This is a genomic window from Streptomyces sp. NPDC020898 (assembly GCF_044333925.1).
Taxonomy (GTDB): domain Bacteria; phylum Actinomycetota; class Actinomycetes; order Streptomycetales; family Streptomycetaceae; genus Streptomyces.
On the sequence record NZ_JBIRRV010000032.1, the window covers coordinates 1 to 20,682 of the forward strand.

Here is a 20,682-nt window from a genome sequence, read left to right on the forward strand (position 1 = left end):
CGAACTCGCCCGCCATCAGGGCAACGTGGCCCGCGGGCTGCTCAGCGTGCTGCGCAGCATTTTCCGGGCCCTGAAGCAGGAGCGGCTGATCTTCCACGTGAACATCGACGGTGCGGCGGTGGTCACGAGTGCGGTGCGCCGGCCTCAGCGGGAACGGCCGTGAGCCTCCCGGCCGGCACGACGGTCACACCAAGCAGCACGGTTGCGCTTCTTCTCATGAACTTCTTTCAGTTCAGGGTGTGGGGGGTTACGTAAGACATAAAGACCGCGCGTGCCATCGAACACTTCACAGGCGGTCACCGGGCGCGAACGAACGCGGTCTCGACCGAATCCATTCTGGGCGGAATCGCTCCCAAGCCCAGCTGTCCTTTCGGACGGTTGCGACTGACCGAAAGGGGATTGCCGACCAACTGAGCCGCAGCAACCCGAGGACGACCCGCAGCAGCTGCTCACCAAGGCATGCCTGCACAGGCTGAAGGCGCGACTGAGCGACGACGTCGACTCGCTGGACACCTACCTGCCATCGCAGGTCGCGCGGTTGGCCCGCAGGGCGGCCAAAGCTCTTGTTGCCGCGGTGGGTCACCGTCGGCAGAACCTTCGCCCACAGGCGGGAGATCCGCTTGGGGTCGAGGACCAGGGCGTGGGCGCCCTGGTGCAGAAACTGGGCGGTCAGGGAGCGCAGCGTCGTGGTGCCGCCGTCGCTGGCGGTGCAGACCAGGACGTGCGGGAACGCCAGTACGAGGACGTCCCCTTCAGCTGGTCTTGTCGGGCGCAGTTGCGGCTCGAGGAGGGGATCAGATCCGGGGCCTCCTGTCTTCAGGGTGAGGGCGTGAGGCGGTGCCAGATGAAGATGCAGCTCTCCAGGCTGGCAAGTGACGGCCGGCGCAGCACAGACCGGATCCGTTCGGATCCCACCAGGACGACGGGCATCCGGCGCTCACGCTCCTGGAACAGGCTCCACAGCCCGTAGACATACAGCAGAGCCTCGGTCCGCAGCAGATGGGCATCCCGTACGACCACCACCGGCCAGGGACGCCGGGCGAGTTCGTCCTCGACAGCCCGCTGCGCGTCGGCCAGCCGTCGCGGCCGGGCACCAAGGTGCAGGGCGGCGTGGAAAGCGTCCAGGAGCGCCGCGAGGCTGCCCGGCGCGGCGGTCGCGACCATGACGGAGTCGGCCCCGTCGCAGCGGCTGAGCGCGGCCTCCACAACGGCTTCGCCCTGGACGTCCTCCGGCGCGATGACACACAGCAGCGCGCGGGTCTCAAGGATGTGGCGCAGGTTCTCGGCAAGTGCCGAAAACACTTCGTCGGACACGGCCGTGGCGACCTCACTCATGGTCCCTCCCCCGGAAGCTACGTACGGAATGCCACCAGTCCAGCACGTCGCCGACGAAGGCGGAGGCCGGGACGTCATCACGGCACAGACTGACCGGGCATGTTCGGGACGTGAGCGGCTGTGCCGGATCAGCAGGAGATCCCGGGAGTAGAAATCTTCGACGCTCGTAGCCACGAACTCCCCCTCATCCATGACCGGTTGTGATCACGCTACCCGGCCCGCCCTGCCTGATCGAGACGGCGGGCGCGGCGGCCCGGCCGACGCGCAACCGGCTGAGCGCGCCCGATCCCCGGGGCGTCCACGCCGCCCATCCCAGTCCTCCCACATCCTCAAACTCCAGCCAGGCATGGGCGAAGGGTGCCGCAACGGGGATGTCAGCGGTCCGACCACGCCGTACGCCCGTGGTGACCTGGGCGGACTCTGGGGCACTGCGGAGGCTGGCGCAACACTTACCGCAACACTTCGCGCAGCAGTTGGCACAGCCTCTACCGCAACACTCAGCGCAACACGGTGGAGCGGCGCCGGGCGGGGGTGACGGAACACGCTAGGTGTCACCGGGGCCTCCTCCTCGCGGGGCGCGTCGCGCCCCGCGAGATCCGTGCACGGCCGGTCTTCCGGCTACGAGAGTCGGTACCTCACATGCGTGACCGTCGGGGATGCGACCACCTCCACCGGATCCAGCTTCAGACCGCCAACATCCTCCAGCAGCCGCTCACCCGCCCCGAGCGTGATGGGCACGATGTGCAGGAGCAGTTCGTCGATCAGCCCGGCGGCGAGGTACTGGCGGACCGTGTTCGCGCCACCGGCGATCGAGACCTTCCGCTCACCAGCCGCCTTCCGCGCCTGCTCCAGCGCCGACTCGATCCCGTCGGTGACGAAGGTGAACGTCGTGCCGCCCTCCATGGTCAGTGGCTCACGCGGGTGGTGGCTGAGCACGAACACCGGCGCGTGGTAGGGCGGATTCGGCCCCCACCAGCCGGTCCACTCCTGGTCCCACTCACCGATCCCGGGACCGAACATCCGGCGGCCCATGATGTAGGCACCGACATCCTCGCCGACCTGGCGAAGGATCTCCGCGTCGGCGGAGCGCCCTTCCTGGCCGGTCTCGAACTGCCACTGAGGCAGATTCATCCCGCCCTCGCCGAACGGGTTCTCCAGACTCTGATGGGGAGCGGCGGTGAAGCCGTCGAGGGAAATCGAAGCACGGCACGTCACTAGGTTCATGCTCCCTTAGACGCCGGCCGGCCCCGAAAGTAATCGCGATCCCGGAACATCATTTCGGCGGCTGCTTCTTGCCATCCTTCCCGGCCCACCACTCGTCTGTCATGGGACCAGGCGGAAGTGGCCGTGCTGCAGGAGGGAGAACCCGGCACCACGCTGACCAGCCGTGGCGGGCTGTGGTCGGGGCGGGCAAGAGTCGTGGCCGGGTCCGTCGTCTGCCCCGACCACGACGGCGCACGGCCCACGAAGCAGCCGAACCGTCAGGAAACTCGAGGAGCGTACCGGCTCGTGGTCTCCGGCTCCCGAGCCGTCCTCCAGGGCTCCGGCACGGTGAACGACAAGAGCGCCTACAGCTTCCGGAGCACGGCAACGGACGGCCCGGACATCTTCCCCATCAAGATCTGGAAGACCTCCGACGGACAGATAGGTCCACGACAGCAGTGCCGCAACGATGGTCCGCGACATTGTTGCGGTCGGAGTCCGACACCGGTAGGGCAGCAGGGAGCGGTTAGGGTCATGGGCCCCTGTCCTGTGGCAGGGGGCCCGTTCCGTGGTCTTTCCTTGGGGGTTCGAGGCGTGCCGACACCTGACGACATCTGGCAGGACGCCGACCTGCCCACCCGGCGGCTCGCCGGGCTGGCGCTGAATCCCGCCGCTCCGCAGGAGGTCCTGCTGCACCTGCTGGCCCAGGCTCCGCTCGCCGTACGGATGGTGCTGTGCCGGGACCGGATCCTGCCGTCGGCGGTCGTCGACGCCGTGATCGCGCACCCCGACCATCACACCCGCAGCTTCTTCGCCCGCAACCCCCATGTCGATCCGGCCCAGCGGGCACGGCTCCTGGACGATCCGCACTGGTTCGTCCGCGCCCACCTCGCCGAAGGCCCCGGGCCGGAGTACGACGGGCCGCCGCTGCCCGACGACGCCGTCGTGCACATGCTCAACAGCTACGAGCAGGAACACCTCGGCGGTTCCTTCTTCCGGCAGTTCTCGCCCGGGCTGCGCCGGTCCATGCACACGCACCCGGATCCGAAGGTCCGCGCCTGGGGCGTCGGCATGGAGTGGACGTGGCTGCCCGCCGAGACACGGGCCGCACTGCTGACGGACCCCGACGACGAGGTCCGGTCGAGGGCCCAGCGGCATCTGCGCGGCGAGGACCCGGTGTGGGTCGAGAGCGTCCTGCCCGACAGACCGTGTCACGGCCGCACCGACGCCCTGATGCACCGCGCCCTCAGCAGGGCGGTCGTGGACGCGGTCCTCACCGCTCCGGCCGGCCCGCAGGACCGATCGATGATCGCCGCGAACCCGACCCTGCCGCCCGACGTGGTGAGGCTCCTGGCCTCCGATCCGGACCCGGAGATCCGTGCGGAGATCGCCGGCCGCACCGACCTCGGCCCCGCCGAGCGCCGCACCCTCGCCGCCGACCCCGTGCCGGACGTGCGCAGGACGGTCGCGCGCCACCCGGACCTCGGCCCTGAGGAGCGGCAAGCCCTCGCCACGGATCCCGACCCGGGGGTGCGGCTGGCGGTTTCCGTGCACCCCGCGTGGAGCGAGGAGGAGCGGGCCGGAATCGACTACGCGGTCCCCTTGGACGGGCTCTTCCTGTTCCGTCCCGAGCCGCTGACGCCCCCGGACCCCGAGGCCGTCCGCCGGGACGCGCTGTCCGTTCACCCGATGCTGCGCAGAAACGCCGCGCGGGTGCAGACCCTGCCGGCCGACCTGGTGGCCCGGCTGGCCGTCGACGACGACCTGGGCGTGCGCGTCCTGCTGGCCCAGAACCACCCGGACGCCCCGGCGGCCCTGCTCCTGCGCAGTTTCCTCGAGCACACCGGCCATCAGCGCGACCGCCTCCTCACCCGCCCGCACTTCCCCATCGACGGACTGGCCGTCCACGCCGACGACGAGGATCCCGCCGTACGGGCGCTGGCCGCCCGCGACCCCAAGGTCCCGCCGGCCGCCGTCGAGCGGCTCACCCGGGACCCCGACCCCGCCGTCCGGGCCGCATTCGCACGCCACCCGAACCTTCCGCCGTCCCGGCTCGCGGAGCTCCTCGACGACGAGGAGCTGGTCCACCACGCGGCCGCCAACCCGGCGTTGCCCACACCAGCGATCCGCGCTCTGGTGAGCACCTGCGCCGGATCAGCCGACAGCGAGTAGCACTTCCAGCGCCGCCGCGGTCTCCGGGTGGCGGGCGAGCAGGGCCACTCCGGCGGGCGGGGCTTCGGCGGTCCCCCATGTCCCTTCGCAGCCCAGCAGGTCCGCGAGCGCATCGCAGGTCACGGGGTGGGCGGACAGGAGCGCCAGGCCGGTCCCGGTGCTCGCTGCTGACTCCAGGTGCGCGCGCGGCGGTTCCTGCGGGAGTCGCCAGGGCGGCACCCAGCTGTCCAGCTCCGCGAGCCGGGCGGGGAAGACACGGCCGGCCTCGCGGATCAGCAGCGGGGCCAACTCGCTGCCGCCCGCCCGCAGGCCGGTGATCAGCGTCGGGAGCCAGGGCAGCAGCACCGGGTCCGGGAGCCGGGCGAACGCGTTGGACACTGCCTCGACGACGAAGTCGGCCAGACCCGGCACCGGTTCCAGGGCGTGCACGAACCCGCTGAGGTAGCGGGGGTAGGCGGGGACGACCAGCGGGTTGCCGAGCAGTTCGGCGCAGCGCGCCCGCAGCGCCGTCCTCGACAGCGTGCCCAGGTGGGTCTGCGCCGCCCACAGCAGTGCGGTGCGGGAGGGCTCGGTCGGGTGGGACTGGGCGAGGGCGAGTTCGAGCTGGGTGCGGTCGCAGCCGAGGGACAGGGCCAGGCTCTCCATGCCGAACAGGAAGCCCAGCATGGCCGCGACCTGGCGGACGGTGGCGTCGTCGTCGGTGAACGCCGTCGGCAGCAGCGTGCAGTAGTGCGCGTAGCCGGCCTTGACGAAGGACTCGATCCAGGGCGGCAGCACCGGGTCGGCGGTGCGGTAGTAGGCCAGCAGCCGGCGCACCCGGCGCAGCACCTCCGGCGCGCCGTCGACGCTGCGTTCGCCCGCCAGCACCTCCAGGGCACGGGTGCCGAGCTCGTCGGCGAGCCGGCGGCTGCGCAGATGCAGGATGGCGTCCTCGACGGCCTCCAGGACCTGGGCCGCCGTGGCCTGCGGGGCGTATGCGGCGCGCCGCAGCCGCTGTTCGAGGACCTGCTCGATGCTGACGCCCTCGTAGCCGAGCTCGATGAGGGCGCGCTGGTGGGTACCCAGGGCCAGGTCCCAGGACTCCTGGATGGGGCGCTCGCCGAGCCGCCGTTCGCCCATGATGGGCCGGGCGGCGCCGTCGGGCAGCAGACGGCGCAGCATCCACAGCAGGTCGGAGCAGTGCTCCAGTTCCGGCCGCGAGGCGATGTCCAGGAGGGCGCGCTGCACTCCGCGCTGCTGGAGCTTCAGGTTCAGCGGGGCGAGCCGGTCGTGCACGTCTCGGGCCAGCGGCGGCAGCGCGTCGTACCCGACCTGGCCGACGCGGTCGCCGCCCATCATGATCTCGACCAGTCGGCCGATGTCCCGCCGGCCCGGGACGGCGTCCTTCTCGATGCAGGTGACGGCCGCGTCCTGGAAGTCGTACGGCGTCGGCTTGGCGCGCTCGCGCATCCCGGCCAGCAGGATCGACGTCTCGAAGACGGCGATGGCGTCGGCGGTGGAGGCGAGGTAGCCGCCCCGGCGTGCCGCGCGCACGATGTCCACCGACCAGCCGAGCAGTTCGGCCTCGTCGAGCGGGTCGAGCGTGGGCGGGCGCCGGAGGAAGCCGGTGAGCCGGTCGGCGGGCGCGGCGGTCTGGGCCGGGACCGGCGCGGGGAGGGCCTTACTCGCCGTGCTCTTCTTCGTGCCCTCCTGGCCCTCCAGGCGGAACGGGCGGACGCCGGTGCGCTTGACGTTCTTCGCCCATTCCGTCGCGGCGATGGACACCGAGCCCGCGGCGAGGCCGAACTGCGCCTCGATCGCCGCGTGGCTGGACGGGATCAGACCGTGCCGCCACTTGGTGGGGCTCGGCGGGCTGATGGTGAACGTGTCGCTGCCGTGCACGCCGAACTCCTCGACCCTGCTGGCCGCGTGGAAGGCGCCGCAGACGTAGAGGCAGTCGGCGGGGTCGGCGCCGGTGGCGGCGAGGTGCTCGCGCATCCGCGTCCACATGTACCGCTCGCGGTCCTCGTCGACCCGGACCTTCCCGGGGTCGCCGGGGGCGAGGCGCCGGAAGAGGCTGCCGATGAGCAGCATCACTTGGAGGTAGGTGTCGTGGTCGCTGTCGCCGAGGGGCAGTTCGACGTACTGGTGCCACCACTCCGACCAGTGCCGGACCCGGCCGTGGCGCAGGAGGTGCTCCTCCAGTTCGGCGAAGCGCGGGCGCAGGTCGCCGATCTCCACGCCGACGGCGTCGCCGTGCAGGGCGGCCTGCTGCGGCGTCTCGGGAGCGTCGGGGTCGGAGTCCGCAGCTGCGTCTGGTGCGGTGAGGTGCTCGGTCTCCCACTGGAAGACGTGGTCCGAGGAGCGGTCGACGAGGACCAGTTCGACGCCCGGGGTGTCGAGTGCGTAGGCGATGGCCTGGTATTCGGCGGAGGCCTCGGTGACCGGGGCGACCACGGAGAGCGGCGCCCAGTCGAGGGGGAAGCCCTCGATCTCGCTCGCGAAGGCCTGGACCGCCACCGGGAGGCGGCAGTTGCGCAGCTCCGTGAGCAGCGGCGTCATGTCCTCGCACAGCTCCAGGTAGACCACCTTCGGCTGCTTCGAGCGCAGCCGGCGGGCCATGGCGATCGCTGAGGCAGGTGAGTGGTGGCAGACCGGGAAGATCTCCAGCGGTTCGCGCACCGCGCGTTCGACGTCGTCGACGATGCCCCGCAGAATGCCCTCCAGGGCTCCGGGACCGTCGGCGAACTCCGTCGCCGCCTCGTGGAGTTGGCCCCGCAGGGCCTCGAAGGGGCCGCCGCTCACGACAGGGTCGCGATCGCGTCGCGGCCGCCCTGGAGAAACTCTGGCCAGCAGCCGCCCTCTTCCTTGCTGCGCGGCTCGACCACACCGTGCAGGTACTTGTTGAGGATGGCGAGGTCCTCGGGCTCGCGCCGGGCCAGGGACCCGACGAGCGAGGCGGCGAGGGCATGCGCGGTGAGGGCGCGCTCGCCGAAGAAGTTGCTGTGCAGGATGGCGTCCTCCAGGACGCCGATCTGCTCGGCCGTGGACAGGGCGGACTCCAGCTTCTCGTCGTCGCTGCCGGCGGCGGCCGAGGAGGCCCGCAGGTCGGCGAAGCTCTGCAGCAGCACGTCCAGCAGAGTCGGCGGGACGTCCAGCTCGATCTGGTGGCGGCGCAGCAGTTCCTCGGTGCGGAAGCGGACGATCTCCGTCTCGCTCTTCTTGTTCGTCACCACTGGGATGCGGACGAAGTTGAAGCGGCGCTTGAGCGCGGAGGAGAGGTCGTTGACGCCCCGGTCGCGGCTGTTGGCGGTGGCGATGACGGAGAAGCCGGGCTTGGCGAACACGATGTTGTCGCTGTCCTGGTCGCTGCCCAGCTCCGGGACCGAGATGTACTTCTCGGACAGGATCGAGATCAGCGCATCCTGGACGTCACTAGTGGAGCGGGTGAGCTCCTCGAAGCGGCCGATCGAGCCGGCCTCCATGGCCGTCATGATCGGCGAGGGAATCATCGACTCCCTCGACTGGCCCTTGGCGATGACCATCGAGACGTTCCACGAGTACTTGATGTGGTCCTCGGTGGTGCCCGCCGTGCCCTGCACCACCAGGGTGGAGTTGCGGGAGATCGCGGCCGACAGCAGCTCAGCCAGCCAGCTCTTGCCGGTGCCGGGGTCGCCGATCAGCAGCAGGCCGCGGTCGGAAGCGAGGGTGACGATGGAGCGCTCGACGAAGCTGCGGTCGCCGAACCACTTCTGGGAGATCTCCCGGTCGAGGCCGTCGGCGCGCTCGGAGCCCAGGATGAACAGCCGGACCATCTTCGGGGACAGCCGCCACGAGAACGGCTTGGGGCCGTCGTCGACGGTCTCCAGCCAGTCGAGTTCCTCGGCGTACTTGAGCTCGGCGGGGGCGCGCAGCAGGTCGGACATGGAGAGGCCTTTCTCGAAAGTTCGTGAGGAGGGAGAAATCCCAGGAGTCTCAGGTGAGGAACGTCTTGAGTTCGTGGACGAGCTTGCGGATGTGACCGGAGATCACCGGTGTGCCCTGGTCCTTGAAGCGCTCCCGGAACCACGGGTTGACGCTGCCGCGCCCGGAGCTGGTCACCGAGCCGACGGGGATGAACTTGACCCCGGAGCGGTGCAGGGCCGCCATGCTGTCGAACAGAGGCTGGCTCTGCCACTCGTAGAAGTCGGAGATCCAGACCACGACGGTGTTGCGCGGCTCGGCGACCTTGGGCTGGGCCAGGGCCATCGCGACCGTCCCGTCGGTACCGCCGCCGAGCTGGGTACGCAGCAGGCTCTCGAAGGGGTCGTGCACCCACGGAGTGAGGTCGAGCGCCCGGGTGTCGTACGCGATGAGGTGGACGTCCACCTTCGGCAGTCCGGCGAAGATCGACGCCAAGATGGTGCAGTTGACCATGGAGTCGACCATCGAGCCCGACTGGTCCACCACCACGATGAGCCGCTGCGGCGTCGTCTTGCGGGCGGTGTGCCGGTAGTAGAGGCGGTCGACGTAGAGGCGTTCCTCTTCGGGGCTGTAGTTGGTCAGGTTCTTCCAGATGGTGCGGTCGAGGTCGAGGTTGCGGAACACGCGCTTGGGCGGGACCGAGCGGTCGATCGCGCCGACCGAGGACTTCTCCACCTGCGTGCGCAGCACCTCGGCGACCTCGTCGACGAAGCGCCTGATCAGCGCCTTGGCGTTGGCCAGGGCGACACCGGAGAGGTTGTTCTTGTCGCGCAGCAGCTGCTCGATGAGCGACATGCTCGGCGTGAGCCGTGCGGCGAGCTGCGGGTCGGCGAGCACCTCGCGCAGGTGCATGCGCCGGACCAGGTCGGCTTCGAGGGCGCCGAGTTCGGGGCCGATCGTGGGGATCAGGTTGCTCAGGTCGGGCGTGCGGCCGTTGCCTCCGGTTCCGGTCGGGCTGACGCCGAGGCTGCCTGGCAGCCGGCCGCCGCGCAGCTCACCGGGCGCGCAGCCGAGCGCGCGCTCCAGCCAGCCGGCGTCGCTCTGCCACCGGGACAGCTGTCCGGCGCCGACCGCTCCGGATCCGGTGGCGAAGACGTTCAGCAGCACCTTGGACACCAGGGCCGCGTGCCGGACTTCGGCAGCACGGTCTCGAGTGTCGCGATCAGCCACATCCTCGGTGTCGGTTTCGGGGACCATCAACCCATCGAACTCCGCCGCCAGTTCCGGGTGGCGCTGCACGATCGAGTCGACGGAGGCCTGCGGGTCCAGCAGCGCGGGCGGCAGACCAATGTCCTCGACGACAGCGAGGCTCGCCGACTCCAAGCCAGCCTGCTCCTCGGGGTCGAAGAGGCGGGCGAGCAACCGCCAGTAGAGAACCTGCCGACGGTTGTCGTCGGGAATGGCCTCAAGTACCTCGTCCATGTCATCCATGTCGTCGCTCATTTCCGCAGCAGCCTCCCTGCCCGTTCCCGCAGGACGGTCACGGCGTCGGTGGCAGCCTTCTCGGCCCGGGCGCCGGCCTTGTCAGCGGTGCCGCCGGCCCACGCGCCCGCGTGCAGGGCGACGGCCTTCCGGCGCACAGTGGTCTCGACGGCGAGCGGCTGGAGCCGGAACCCGCCGTCGTCCCAGCGGAGCAGGCCGATGCACGCGCCGGAGGCGGCGACGGCCTCGGGGGTCAGCGGGCTCGCGGTCGGGATGCGGTCGGTGTCGACGGCGAGGGCGTGACCGGCGACGGTGAAGGTGAGAGTGTCGCCGTCCTGGCTGCGCTCGTAGCCCTCCAGGAACACCGGCTCGGCGATGCGCGTCGGGTGACGGTCCAGGGGCGCGGTGGGCTGGGCGGTGGCGGTCGGCAGGACGACCCGCGCGGTGGCGAGGGCGTCGGCGCGGTCGCCCTGGCGGGCCCGGGAGTCGTCCCAGAGGAGATCGCCCTCGTCGGTGAGGGGCATCGCGTCGAGGTCCATCGCCCGGCCTTCGCTGAGGGCCGTGAGCAGCGACAGGTGCGGCCGCAACAGCTGCCAGACGCCCGCCTCGACGATGGTGTCCGGCTTCGGCACCGAGACGCTCGCGCGGACCAGCCGGGGCGCGGTGCCGTCGGCGGGTTCGAACACCGCGTGGACCTGGGCCTGCGCGGCGGTGACGTGTTCGTGCAGGTCCACGCCGAGCGGCAGCAGCCGGCCGGTGACGGCCTCGACGGAGAGCGCGTCGGCGGCTCCGGGCCGGGTCAGCAGCAGGGCGCGGGCCCACAGGTCGCCCCAGCGGCGCGCCGGGATCCGGTCCAGAGCCGCGCCGGGGCAGGAGGCGGCGAGTTCGGCGGCGAAACCGTCGAGCAGCGTGGCCAGGCGGCGCAGCCCTGGGTCGGGCAGCATCGCGGAGACGATCGGTGCGGCCCCGCCGGCCAGTTCGTGGTCGATGCCCTGCCAGCCGGCACGCGCGAGGTCCGACAGCCAACTGCGGGCCGCGGCAAGCAGGTTGACCTCGGGCCGTGCGCCGACGGCAGTCGGCCCCCGCTCCTGCCGCGTACGGCCGGTCAGCTCGTCGGCGCCCAGCGTCAGCGCGTCGTGCACGGCGCCGAACAGGGCGGTGCGGGCGGCGGCCAGGGCGACAAAGTGCTCCTCGCTCGCGGCTCCGGCCGCGGCCTTCTCGGCCGCTTCGGCGACCCGGGCGGCGAGCGGAGTGCCGGCGACGGCGCGGGCGAGTTCGGTGAGGTCCTGCACCCGGTCGGGGCGGGGGCGCAGCAGGCCTGCCACGAGGGTCCGGTCGAAGGCGTCGGCCGCCGCCAGCGCTTCGTCCAGCCCCGCCACCGGCGCGGTGAGCCGGCCGGCTTCCTCCTCCCCGGCCGGATCGGACTCGTCGGCGGGTGTGCCCGCGGCAGCCGCCGCCCTGGTCGGCGGGAACCATTGCAGTTCCGGCAACGGGGCGGTGACCGGGGCGAGTTCCAGGTAGGCCAAGTGGCGCAGGAACCGGCTGAAGACGGACGCCGCGGCGGCCTTGCCGTCCGCCTGCGGAGGCCGGGCGCCGGTCATCGCGGCGGTGAGAGCGGCGGCGTCCGCCTGCGCGGCCCCGGGCTCAACGCGCAGATAGCGGCCGACGCGGTCGGCGCCGTACTGGAGGACGGCCTCGGTGACCAGGGCGCGGATGTGGTTGCAGAACGAGCCCCGCGCGCCGCCGCAGGGGCGGTTGTTGTTCGTGCTGCACGCGAAGGCATAGGTGCTGGCGGCGACCGACGAGACGTACACCCTCTCGATGTCCGAGCCGCTGGAGACCACTCCCTGGAGGCGTCCGTCGGCCAGTTCGACGAAGGGGACCTTGGCGAGCTTGCGCGGCCTCGCGGGCGGCACCACCCGGGCCGTACTCGACTTCTCCCAGTCCGACACGCACCATCTCCTTTACGGCACAAGGCTTTTGCGCACGCCGAATCGGCGCAGCCCAGGGGGGGTGTCGCGACCGATCGGCGCGACACTGACGAACTTACCGGCGACCACTGACAACGCCTTTTCGACCACTGAGCAGCGCCAACGACCGACGCGCACTCCCCGGCGCTTCTAGAATTCGAATGATCACGCCCACTCACACCGACGTCCTTCAGCCGCGCCTTCAAGACGCTGTACAGCACCACACCCCGCGACCACCGGCAGCAGTCCCAGCACCGCGGATCGCCGGCAGTGCGCTGAGTGCCAACAGCCGTGCGCGGGATGCCAACACCCCGATGAACATGTCAAGCATCATGTGGATTCACCGCTCCCCGTTCACTCACGGGGAGACAGTCACGGATCTCAGGGGATGACCATGACACGACGCTTTTCGTTCAGCGGGGCCCGTAGGAAGCTGGCGGTCGCGGCTGCCGCCGCCGGTATCGTGGTGGCCTTCTCCGGCCAGGCGCAGGCGGCCACTTACTACCAGCAGACGTCCGACGGCTGTGCGTCCGTGTACGGCGACTACAACTGGTGGCAGGTCGGAACGGCCGGCGGTTACGAGGTCTTCGACACGAGCTGGAACTTCACGATCTGGGACAACTGCTCCGACGGCAAGGGCGCGGGGCTCTACACCACGTACTACAAGTGGGAGAACGGATCCTGGAACTGGCACAGCTACACCAAGCTCGGTTCGGACAGCAACGGTGCCAACGACACTCCCGGCTACGCCAATTCGCAGGGGTACAGCGTCCGCGACGTGCGGCTGTGGGTCTGCTTCGTTGGTGACGCGTCGTCGTGTGTGATGGTTTGACAGGTTAGGGGAGCGGGCTACGGCCAGGGCGTGTCGCGCAGCGGGACGTCCTGGCCGTTCCCGCGTGGCGGCGACGTGGTTGAGGCGACCCGGCGAAGATCGCGGAGAACGCCTCCTTGCGGATGCGCCGGATCAACACCGAACTGTGCCGGGTCCTGTCCGGGGCAATTAACCCCCTCGGCGACCAGGCGGCCGACTACGAGGTGCTGGCCATGTTCCAGGACGAGATCGCCCACATGACCCGCACCTACGACCGGATGAACAAGGGCACCATGCCCAAACCGGTACGGACTGCGAAACCCAAGCGGCGCCGCCGCGCCACCACCCAGACCTGACATGAAGCCACAGTCAGGACAAGCGTGATGGCTCGTCCGTCCGCCCGACGCCCGTCCAGCGCGCGCTCTCTACCGCGCCTTGGACGAACTCGGCGCTGCGCCCACACCGGACCCGAGCCTGCGGCCGGACGGGCCCAGACGCACCGACAGCGCCCTGCTGCTGGGCGTGCTGCTCGCCAAGACGGAACTCAACGCCGCTGTGCGGGCCGACCCAGCTCAAGAACCACCTCGTGGCCTGACGGAACTCCTCACCAGCTACCGCCCGTCGTCGGGCTTGCCCAGGGCCAGTTGGACACACTGTGAGAGCTGCGCATGGAGTGGGCGTGACACCGTCCGCGGCTGGTCGTTGAACCGGGCGGTCAAGCGAAGTGCACTGCGAGGCCCCGGGCGTTGCTTGCGGCGGCCGTCCAACATCAGCCCCCGCAGATAGCAGTCGCCCTTGGCGCTGGTCCTTGCGCGGCACCGAGGCGAACACATCAGCCACGAACAACGCCAACGCCGCCCGTACTCGGTTCACTTCATGTGCGTCCACACATCCAACGTGCTCCCGAACAGGCCCGACAGGAAGACTCAACGGAGTCCTACTATTCATGTGGACAAATACGATGAGGCCCTGGAAGCCGCGCATTAGGCCGGCTCCCCCTGTTCTGCAAACCGGCCTCACCGCCTGGACCTGGTCCGTACCGGACAGCGCCGCCCGCGACTCGCCCGTCGAGGGCGGCTTCCTGCTACTGGGACAAGGGTGCGACGGCTGCGGCCCTGCGCCGGGCGGTCAGGAAGAGGCCTGCCGCGACGACGGCTGCGGCCAGGCCGAGCAGGCCGACGGCGGAGGCCAGGGTGCCGAGGGCGGACTCGGCCGCGATCAGCGCCAGCGGGCAGATGAACTGGCCGATGAAGAACGACGCGGTCCACAGGCCGGTGCCACGGCCGCGGTCGGCGAAGTCCAGCCTGGACATGGCGATGGTGAGCAGGGAAGGCAGCAGGAGACCGGTGCCGAGGCAGTTGAGTACGGCGCCGGCGATCAGCAGCGGCGCGCTGTTGGCGAGCCACATCACCGCGAACCCGGCCGAGCACAGGGCGAAGACGAGTGGCAGCCGGGGTCCCGGGGTCCCGCGCAGCTTGGCGAAGGTGATCGCGCCGGCCACGGTGGCGGCGCTGGCGATCGCTGTGGCCAGCCCGATCACGCTGGTCGCCGTCACGCCGAGGTCGTCCAGCAGGTAGGACATCTCCACCGGGACGGTGTAGAAGACGAGGGCCCCGAACACGGTGAGTCCGCAGATCCCGGCCAGCTGCCGGAAGGGGAAGGAGCGCTTCGGCGCGACCGTGGTGTCCGTTCTCTCCCCGTCTCCATCCCCGTCCTCGGCGGCACCGGTGGCCGCGGTCGGCTTCGGCAGTCCGATGGCCATGAGCGGGGCGATGAGCAGGCTGACGGCGTAGATCCAGAACGGGGTCCGCCAGCCGGCCGACCCCGCGGCACCGCCGATGACGAAGAACGCGGTCGCGGAGGCGGAGGCGCACATGGTCTGGAGGGCGAGATAGCGGTCCCGTACCCGACCGCTGTAGTAGTCGCCGATCAGCGTGGTGCAGCAGGTCATGATGGCGGCCTCGGCGATGCCGACCAGGGCGCGGCTGGCCACGATGGCGCCCAACGACTCCAGCCACAGCGGGGCGGTGCCGAAGATCGCGTACAGCACGGTCGCGGCGATCAGCAGGCGCTTGCGGCCGAGCCGGTCGACGATGACGCCCGCGAAGGGTGCCAGCAGGCCCAGCGCCAGGGCCGGGACGGTGAGGGCCATCGGGACCAGGGCGCCTGCGCCGGGCACGTCGGCGAAGTGGTTCTGCATCTTGGGCAGCACGGGGGCGATCAGGACGGCCCCGAGGATCGGCAGACAGCTGCCGGCCATGAGGAGAGCGACGCGCAGCCGGTGTGCGGCACCGGATGTCGGAAGGACCGCACCGGGTGGCGGCACTGGTTCCACGTAAGCGGGCGGGGGCGGAGGCACGGAAGCGGGCATGCGGGAACTCCACGTGGCGTGGTTGGGGAGGACGGCACGCCACCGGGGAACAGACACCCCGGGAAGAGGAGCGTGCGGAGGAACTGGGGTCGACTATGAGTGAGCGGCCCAGCCCTGCCTAGCCTCTGTCCGATCGATCTGCCGGATCGCGATCATCCTTGCCGTGGATGGTCTCCGCGACCCGCGCCGCCGTCTCCCGCAGCCAGATGTGCGCCGCGTCGTGCGTGTGGACCGGGTGCCACCACAGGGCTTCCCGGAGTGGCACGGCGTCGTAGGGCGGTTCCATGACCCGTACGGGGACGAGTCCGTCGAGCCGGTCGGCGAGATGCCCCTGGATCAGGGCGACCCGGCGGGTGCCCGCGACCAGGAGGGGCATCAGCTGGAAGCTGTCGACGGAGACCTCGACGCGCGGCTCGATCCCGAGCATGCCGATCTGGCGGGCGGCGGGTGCGTCGTACGTGCGCTGGTACGCCACCCACGGCAGCCGGGCCAGGTCGTCGAGGGTGAGCTGCTCGCCGACCTCGGGGTTGTCGTCGGCGACGAGGTAGACCCAGCGGTCCCGGTAGAGCTCCACGGCGGGAAAGTCGCCGATGATGCCGTGCGGCAGGAGCAGCCCGTCGGCGGTGCTCAGCAGCGCCCCGGTGTTCTCGGTGAGGTCCGTCGGGGGCTGCCTGAAGCGCAGCCTGATCCCCGGCGCCTCGGTGTGGGCGGTGCGGGCGAGTTCGGCACCGAAGACGGCCACCGCGTAGTCGGAGGCGATCAGGGTGAACTCGTGCTCCTCATGGGCGGGGTCGAACACCGCCTGGCTGGTGAAGACGCGTTCGAGCAGGTCGCAGGCGGTGGCGGTGCGGTCGAGGAGGGCCAGGCCGAGGGCGGTCAGTTCGTAGTGTCCGCCGACCCGGGAGAGCAGGTCGTCGTCGAAGTGGCGGCGCAGCCGGGCCAGGGCGGCGCTCATGGCGGGCTGGCTGAGCCCGATGCGTCGGCCCGCGTTGGTGACGTTGCGCTCCTCCAGGAGGGCCCGCAGGGCGACGACGAGGTTGAGGTCCAGGCTGGCCAGGTTCACGCGAAATCCCTGTACGGAGTAGGAGACTGCGGCCTTGGTATTCGCCGCCTGGATGCCTGGCATCCAGAGAATCGATTTCCCTGATTGCAATGTACGGGCCAGATTAGTGGCACCGCAATCGGGAGGACATCTCCGTGAAATCCGCAGCCACGTCGGCGCCCCTCTTCGCCGGCCCCTTGGCCATCGGCACTCTCTCCGCTCCGGGCGGGGCCGCGTTCCCCGGCCTCGTGGTGCCGGACGGCCGCGTGCTCGACCTGCGTACGGCGCTGGACGAACCCGCCCTGACCGTCCTCTCCCTCCTGGAGCGCTGGGAGGCGGAACTGCCGCGCCTGCACCGCCTCGCGGGCGATCCAGCCGGTGACTGGCTGCCGCTGGACGACCTGTCCGTGCACGCTCCCGTCGAGCCCCGACAGATCTTCCAGTCCGGCGCCAACTACCGGCAGCACGTGATCGACCTGGCGGTCGCGCACCGCGCCCAGGACGACCCGCGCACCGTCGAGGAGGCCCGCGCCGAGATCGCGGCGATCATGGACAAGCGAGCCGCCGAGGACCTCCCATACGTCTTCATCGGCCTGCCGACCACGATCACCGGCCCCTACGACGACGTCGTACTGCCCGCCTGGGCAAAGAAGCCCGACTGGGAGCTGGAGCTGGCCGCGGTGATCTCCCGCCCCACCTACCGGGTCACGGTGGAAGAGGCCCTTGACCACGTCGCGGGCTACACCATCGCCAACGACCTCACCGACCGGGCCACCGTCTTTCGCCGGGACATGCCCGCCATCGGCACCGACTGGCTGCGCTGCAAGAACGCTCCCGGCTTCACCCCGCTGGGCCCCTGGATCGTCCCGGCCGGGTCCGTCGCCGACCCGTCCGACCTGCGGGTCACCCTGAAGCTCAACGGCGAGACCATGCAGGACGAGTCCACCAAGGACATGATCTTCGGCGTCGCACAGCTGGTCTCGTACATCTCCCAGACCGCCCAACTCCTGCCCGGCGACCTGGTGTTGACCGGGAGCCCGGCCGGGAACGGCATGCACTGGGGTCGGCTGCTGCGCGACGGCGACGTGATGGACGGCTCCGTCACGGGGCTCGGTGCCCAGCGCATCCACTGCGTCGCGGAGGAGGCACCGTGAGCGGCAGCGCCACCGTGCCTGATGCGGCAGACGCCGAGGGCGCGATCGCCGAGGCCGCCAAGGCGTACTCCAACTGGGGCCGTTGGGGCGAGGACGACGTCCTCGGCACGCTCAACTTCCTGGACGCCGAAAAGCGCCGCGAGGGCGCGGCCCTCGTCCGCGACGGCGTCAGCTTCTCGCTCTCCCAGCGCTTCGACATGAACGGCCCGCAGAAGGGCTGGCGGCGGCGTACGAATCCGGTGCACACCATGCTCGACACCGGCACCGACGCAGCCCTGGGCAACCAGGGTTTCCCGCACGGCATCGGCGGTGCCGACGACGTGATCGCGATGCCGCTGCAGTGCTCCACCCAGTGGGACGGCCTCGGCCACATCTTCGACCATGGCAAGGCATGGAACGGGCGGGCCGCCGAGAAGGTCGTCACCTCCGACGGCGACCTCGTCACCGGCATCGAGCACATGGCGCCGCACGTCGCGGGACGCGGCGTTCTCCTTGACGCGGGCCTGGTCGTCGGCAAGGACGGCGAACTGCCCGACGGCTTCGCCATCACCGAGGAGCACCTGGTCGCCACCGCCGAGGCGCATGGCGTCACCGTCGGCCGCGGCGACCTCGTCCTCGTCCGCACCGGACGGCTGGCCCGCGCCAGGCGCGAGGGCTGGGGCGAGTACGCGGGCGGCGCTTCGCCCGGGCTGAGCTTCACCACCGCCGGCTGGCTGCACCGCAGCAAGATCGCCGGGATCGCCACCGACACCTGGGGCTTCGAGGTCCGGCCCAACGAGTTCGACCACGCCTTCCAGCCGCTGCACCAGGTCGCCATCCCCAATATGGGCCTGCTCATCGGCGAGATGTGGGACCTCGACGCTCTGGCCGACCATTGCGCGGCCGACGGGCGCTACGAGTTCTGGCTCACCGCCGCGCCCCTGCCCATCACCGGTGCCGTCGGCTCCCCCGTGAACCCCATCGCCGTCAAGTAACGCCCCGGACCGCCGGGTGGACCGCGCCCAGACAGCCCACCCGGCCCGCGCCACCGCCTCTGCCGCTCGAAGTCGCGCGGCCCACCGCAGGGAGACCCCATGACCGACCCCCGCCCCCGCACCGTCCTCGTCATCGGCGGCGGCGCCTCCGGCAACGCCGTGACCGTGCTGCTGCGGCGAGCGGGCATCACCGTGGACCTGATCGAGGCCAAGCCCGACTGGAACGTCCTCGGTTCCGGCATTACCCTCCAGGGCAACGCGCTGCGCGTGCTGCGCGAGCTGGGCGTGTGGGACAAGGTCCGGGAGAGCGGCTACGCCTTCGACTCGGTGGGCCTGGCCACGCCCGACGGCCACGTGTTCCACGTCCAGCAGGACATCCGTACGGGCGGGGAGGACCTGCCCGCGACCATCGGCATGCAGCGGCCCCGGCTCCAGGAGATCCTGTGCGAGGAGGTCCGGGCCAGTGGTGCGACGGTCCGCCTCGGCACCACCGCCGACGAGCTGGTCCAGGACGGGGCCGGCGTCACCGCCCGCTTCAGCAACGGCACCGAGGGCCGCTACGACCTCGTCATCGCCGCCGACGGTCTCAACTCCCGGACCCGCGCGATGATCGGCATCGGCGAGAAGCCCGAGCCGACCGGCATGGCCATCTGGCGCGTCGCGGCACCCCGCCCGGCGGGCGTGGAGCGCACGGACCTGACCTTCGGCGGGCCCTGCTACATCGCCGGCTACTGCCCCACCAGCGAGAACACCATCTACGCCTATCTCGTCGAGGCCAACCGCGACCGCGCCTCGATCGACCCGGCCTCGTACGCGGACGAGATGCGGCGCCTGGCAGCCCCGTACGGCGGCGCCTGGCCCGAGATCGCCGCGAGCATCACCGACCCCGCCAAGGTCAACTACACCTGGTTCGACCGGCTGCTCGTCGAGGGCTCCTGGCACCGCGGCCGGGTCGTGCTGGTCGGCGACGCCGCCCACGCCTGCCCGCCCACCCTCGCGCAGGGCGCGGCCATGTCGCTGGAGGACGCCTCCGTACTGGCCGAGCTGCTGAGCGCGGAGGAGTCGTGGGATTCCCCCGGCTCCTTCGACGACCTGCTGATCCGCTACCACGAGCGCCGCATCGACCGTGTCCGCATGGTCGTCGAGGCCTCGATACAACTCGGCCAGTGGCAGCTGGACGGTGTCCGTGACGCCGACGTGCCGGGCCTGATCGGCCGCACGATGTCCGTCCTGAAGGAGACCCCGTGACGACCCCGGACACCCTGGCGACCCCAGAGACGGCAGCCACCCCAACCATCGACGTCCACGCGCACGTCCTGCTGCCCGAGGTCCAGAAGGCCGTCGCCGGACACCCCGGGCTGGCCGCCGCCCGCAGACTCGACGCCCGCCGCAACGGCCCCGACGCGCTCGCCGTCAGCGGCCCGATGGTCCGCGACCGCATCCCTCTGCTGACCGACGTCAAGGCCCGGCTCACCGCGATGGACGCCTCCGGCGTCGACGTCCAACTGGTCTCGCCGTCCCCCTCGCACTACCACTACTGGGCCGACGAGGACCTCGCCCGCACGGTGTGGGAACTGGCCAACACCGGCACCGCCGCCCACGTCGCCCAGGCCCCCGACCGGCTGCACGGGCTGGGCCTCGTCCCGCTCCAGCACCCGGACCTCGCCGTCGAGGCCCTCGACCACGCCCTGGGCCTGGGCCTGCGCGGAGTGGAGATATCCAGCCACGCACCCGGACGCGAACTCTCGGACCCGGCGTACGACACGTTCTGGGCACTCGCCGAGACGACCGGCGCCGTACTCTTCCTGCACCCCTTCGGCTGCACGCTCGACGAGCGCCTGGACCGCTGGTACCTGTCCAACACGGTCGGCCAGCCCACCGAGAACGCCGTCGCGCTCTCCCACCTCATCTTCTCCGGCGTGCTGGACCGCCACCCCGGCCTGAAGGTGATCGCCGCGCACGGCGGCGGCTACCTGCCCACCCACATCGGCCGCTCCGACCACGCCTGGCGGACCAGACCGGACACGCGGGGCTGCGCGTCCGAACCGAGCAGCTACCTCAAGCGGCTGTACTTCGACTCGCTCGTCCACGATCCGCACGTCCTGCGCGAGCTGATCCGGGTGGCCGGCCCCGGCCGGATCCTGCTCGGCTCGGACTTCCCCTTCGACATGGGCACCGAGGATCCGGTCGGCGCGCTGCGCGCCGCCACGGACCTGCCCGACGCCCACTTCCACGCCGTACGCGGCGGCAACGCGGCAGCACTGCTGCGCCTCTCCTGAGGAGCCA

Annotated in this window: 15 protein-coding genes and 1 pseudogene; 7 read left to right on the plus strand and 9 right to left on the minus strand. The window is 70.9% G+C overall.

Annotated features, from left to right (window positions below):
- Positions 1–816: 816 nt before the first annotated feature.
- Together ACH4TV_RS46120 and ACH4TV_RS46125 are read right to left on the minus strand one after the other, a co-directional pair.
- Complete coding sequence (locus ACH4TV_RS46120) at positions 817–1,335, minus strand: AAA family ATPase (protein WP_398407462.1); 519 nt, start codon at positions 1,333–1,335, stop codon at positions 817–819.
- 618 nt (positions 1,336–1,953) lie between these two features.
- Entirely contained in the window at positions 1,954–2,559 is a 606-nt protein-coding gene (locus tag ACH4TV_RS46125) for a dihydrofolate reductase family protein (RefSeq protein ID WP_398407463.1), read from the minus strand.
- Positions 2,560–3,132: 573 nt separating this feature from the next.
- Here ACH4TV_RS46125 and ACH4TV_RS46130 point away from each other — a divergent pair.
- Positions 3,133–4,710 carry a hypothetical protein gene (locus ACH4TV_RS46130; RefSeq protein WP_398407464.1) on the plus strand — a complete coding sequence of 526 codons (1,578 nt, stop codon included), beginning with the start codon at positions 3,133–3,135 and terminating at the stop codon, positions 4,708–4,710.
- Here the strand turns inward: ACH4TV_RS46130 and ACH4TV_RS46135 are convergent.
- From ACH4TV_RS46135 to ACH4TV_RS46150, 4 genes are read right to left on the minus strand one after another with little or no spacing between them, the layout of a single operon-like run.
- Positions 4,693–7,494, minus strand: a complete 2,802-nt coding sequence (locus ACH4TV_RS46135) for a hypothetical protein (RefSeq protein ID WP_398407465.1) — start codon at positions 7,492–7,494, stop codon at positions 4,693–4,695. The genes ACH4TV_RS46130 and ACH4TV_RS46135 overlap by 18 nt on opposite strands.
- The gene (locus ACH4TV_RS46140) at positions 7,491–8,615 is read right to left on the minus strand and encodes an AAA family ATPase (protein WP_398407466.1); all 1,125 of its coding nucleotides are present in this window, start codon (positions 8,613–8,615) and stop codon (positions 7,491–7,493) included. Before ACH4TV_RS46140 ends, ACH4TV_RS46135 begins: the two co-directional genes overlap by 4 nt.
- A 49-nt stretch (positions 8,616–8,664) precedes the next feature.
- Positions 8,665–10,095 (minus strand): VWA domain-containing protein, encoded by a 1,431-nt coding sequence (locus ACH4TV_RS46145; RefSeq protein WP_398407467.1) that lies wholly within the window; start codon positions 10,093–10,095, stop codon positions 8,665–8,667.
- On the minus strand, positions 10,092–11,453 hold the full coding sequence (locus tag ACH4TV_RS46150) for a hypothetical protein (RefSeq protein WP_398407513.1): 1,362 nt from the start codon (positions 11,451–11,453) through the stop codon (positions 10,092–10,094). Before ACH4TV_RS46150 ends, ACH4TV_RS46145 begins: the two co-directional genes overlap by 4 nt.
- A 985-nt stretch (positions 11,454–12,438) precedes the next feature.
- Between ACH4TV_RS46150 and ACH4TV_RS46155 the strand changes: the two genes are divergently transcribed.
- Together ACH4TV_RS46155 and ACH4TV_RS46160 are read left to right on the plus strand one after the other, a co-directional pair.
- The gene (locus ACH4TV_RS46155) at positions 12,439–12,876 is read left to right on the plus strand and encodes a Tat pathway signal protein (protein ID WP_384119341.1); all 438 of its coding nucleotides are present in this window, start codon (positions 12,439–12,441) and stop codon (positions 12,874–12,876) included.
- A 116-nt stretch (positions 12,877–12,992) separates the two neighbouring features.
- Positions 12,993–13,211: a hypothetical protein gene (locus ACH4TV_RS46160; RefSeq protein ID WP_398407468.1), complete on the plus strand. Its 219-nt coding sequence runs from the start codon at positions 12,993–12,995 to the stop codon at positions 13,209–13,211.
- 393 nt (positions 13,212–13,604) lie between these two features.
- On the opposite strand, the pseudogene ACH4TV_RS46165 reads toward ACH4TV_RS46160, so the two are convergent.
- The 3 genes and pseudogenes from ACH4TV_RS46165 to ACH4TV_RS46175 all read right to left on the minus strand — a co-directional run.
- Positions 13,605–13,743 (minus strand): annotated as a pseudogene (locus ACH4TV_RS46165) (IS701 family transposase); the annotation flags it as partial.
- A gap of 196 nt (positions 13,744–13,939) precedes the next feature.
- Positions 13,940–15,226: an MFS transporter gene (locus ACH4TV_RS46170; protein WP_398407469.1), complete on the minus strand. Its 1,287-nt coding sequence runs from the start codon at positions 15,224–15,226 to the stop codon at positions 13,940–13,942.
- A gap of 118 nt (positions 15,227–15,344) precedes the next feature.
- Positions 15,345–16,289 (minus strand): LysR family transcriptional regulator, encoded by a 945-nt coding sequence (locus tag ACH4TV_RS46175; protein ID WP_398407470.1) that lies wholly within the window; start codon positions 16,287–16,289, stop codon positions 15,345–15,347.
- Between the two features lie 134 nt (positions 16,290–16,423).
- Between ACH4TV_RS46175 and ACH4TV_RS46180 the strand changes: the two genes are divergently transcribed.
- The 4 genes from ACH4TV_RS46180 to ACH4TV_RS46195 all read left to right on the plus strand — a co-directional run bounded on the left by ACH4TV_RS46180 (position 16,424) and on the right by ACH4TV_RS46195 (position 20,675).
- The gene (locus ACH4TV_RS46180) at positions 16,424–17,422 is read left to right on the plus strand and encodes a fumarylacetoacetate hydrolase family protein (RefSeq protein WP_398407471.1); all 999 of its coding nucleotides are present in this window, start codon (positions 16,424–16,426) and stop codon (positions 17,420–17,422) included.
- Positions 17,419–18,396 carry a cyclase family protein gene (locus ACH4TV_RS46185; RefSeq protein WP_398407472.1) on the plus strand — a complete coding sequence of 326 codons (978 nt, stop codon included), beginning with the start codon at positions 17,419–17,421 and terminating at the stop codon, positions 18,394–18,396. Before ACH4TV_RS46180 ends, ACH4TV_RS46185 begins: the two co-directional genes overlap by 4 nt.
- Positions 18,397–18,495: 99 nt before the next feature.
- On the plus strand, positions 18,496–19,644 hold the full coding sequence (locus ACH4TV_RS46190; protein ID WP_398407473.1) for an FAD-dependent oxidoreductase: 1,149 nt from the start codon (positions 18,496–18,498) through the stop codon (positions 19,642–19,644).
- Positions 19,641–20,675, plus strand: a complete 1,035-nt coding sequence (locus ACH4TV_RS46195) for an amidohydrolase family protein (RefSeq protein WP_398407474.1) — start codon at positions 19,641–19,643, stop codon at positions 20,673–20,675. Before ACH4TV_RS46190 ends, ACH4TV_RS46195 begins: the two co-directional genes overlap by 4 nt.
- The last annotated feature ends 7 nt before the right edge of the window (positions 20,676–20,682 follow it).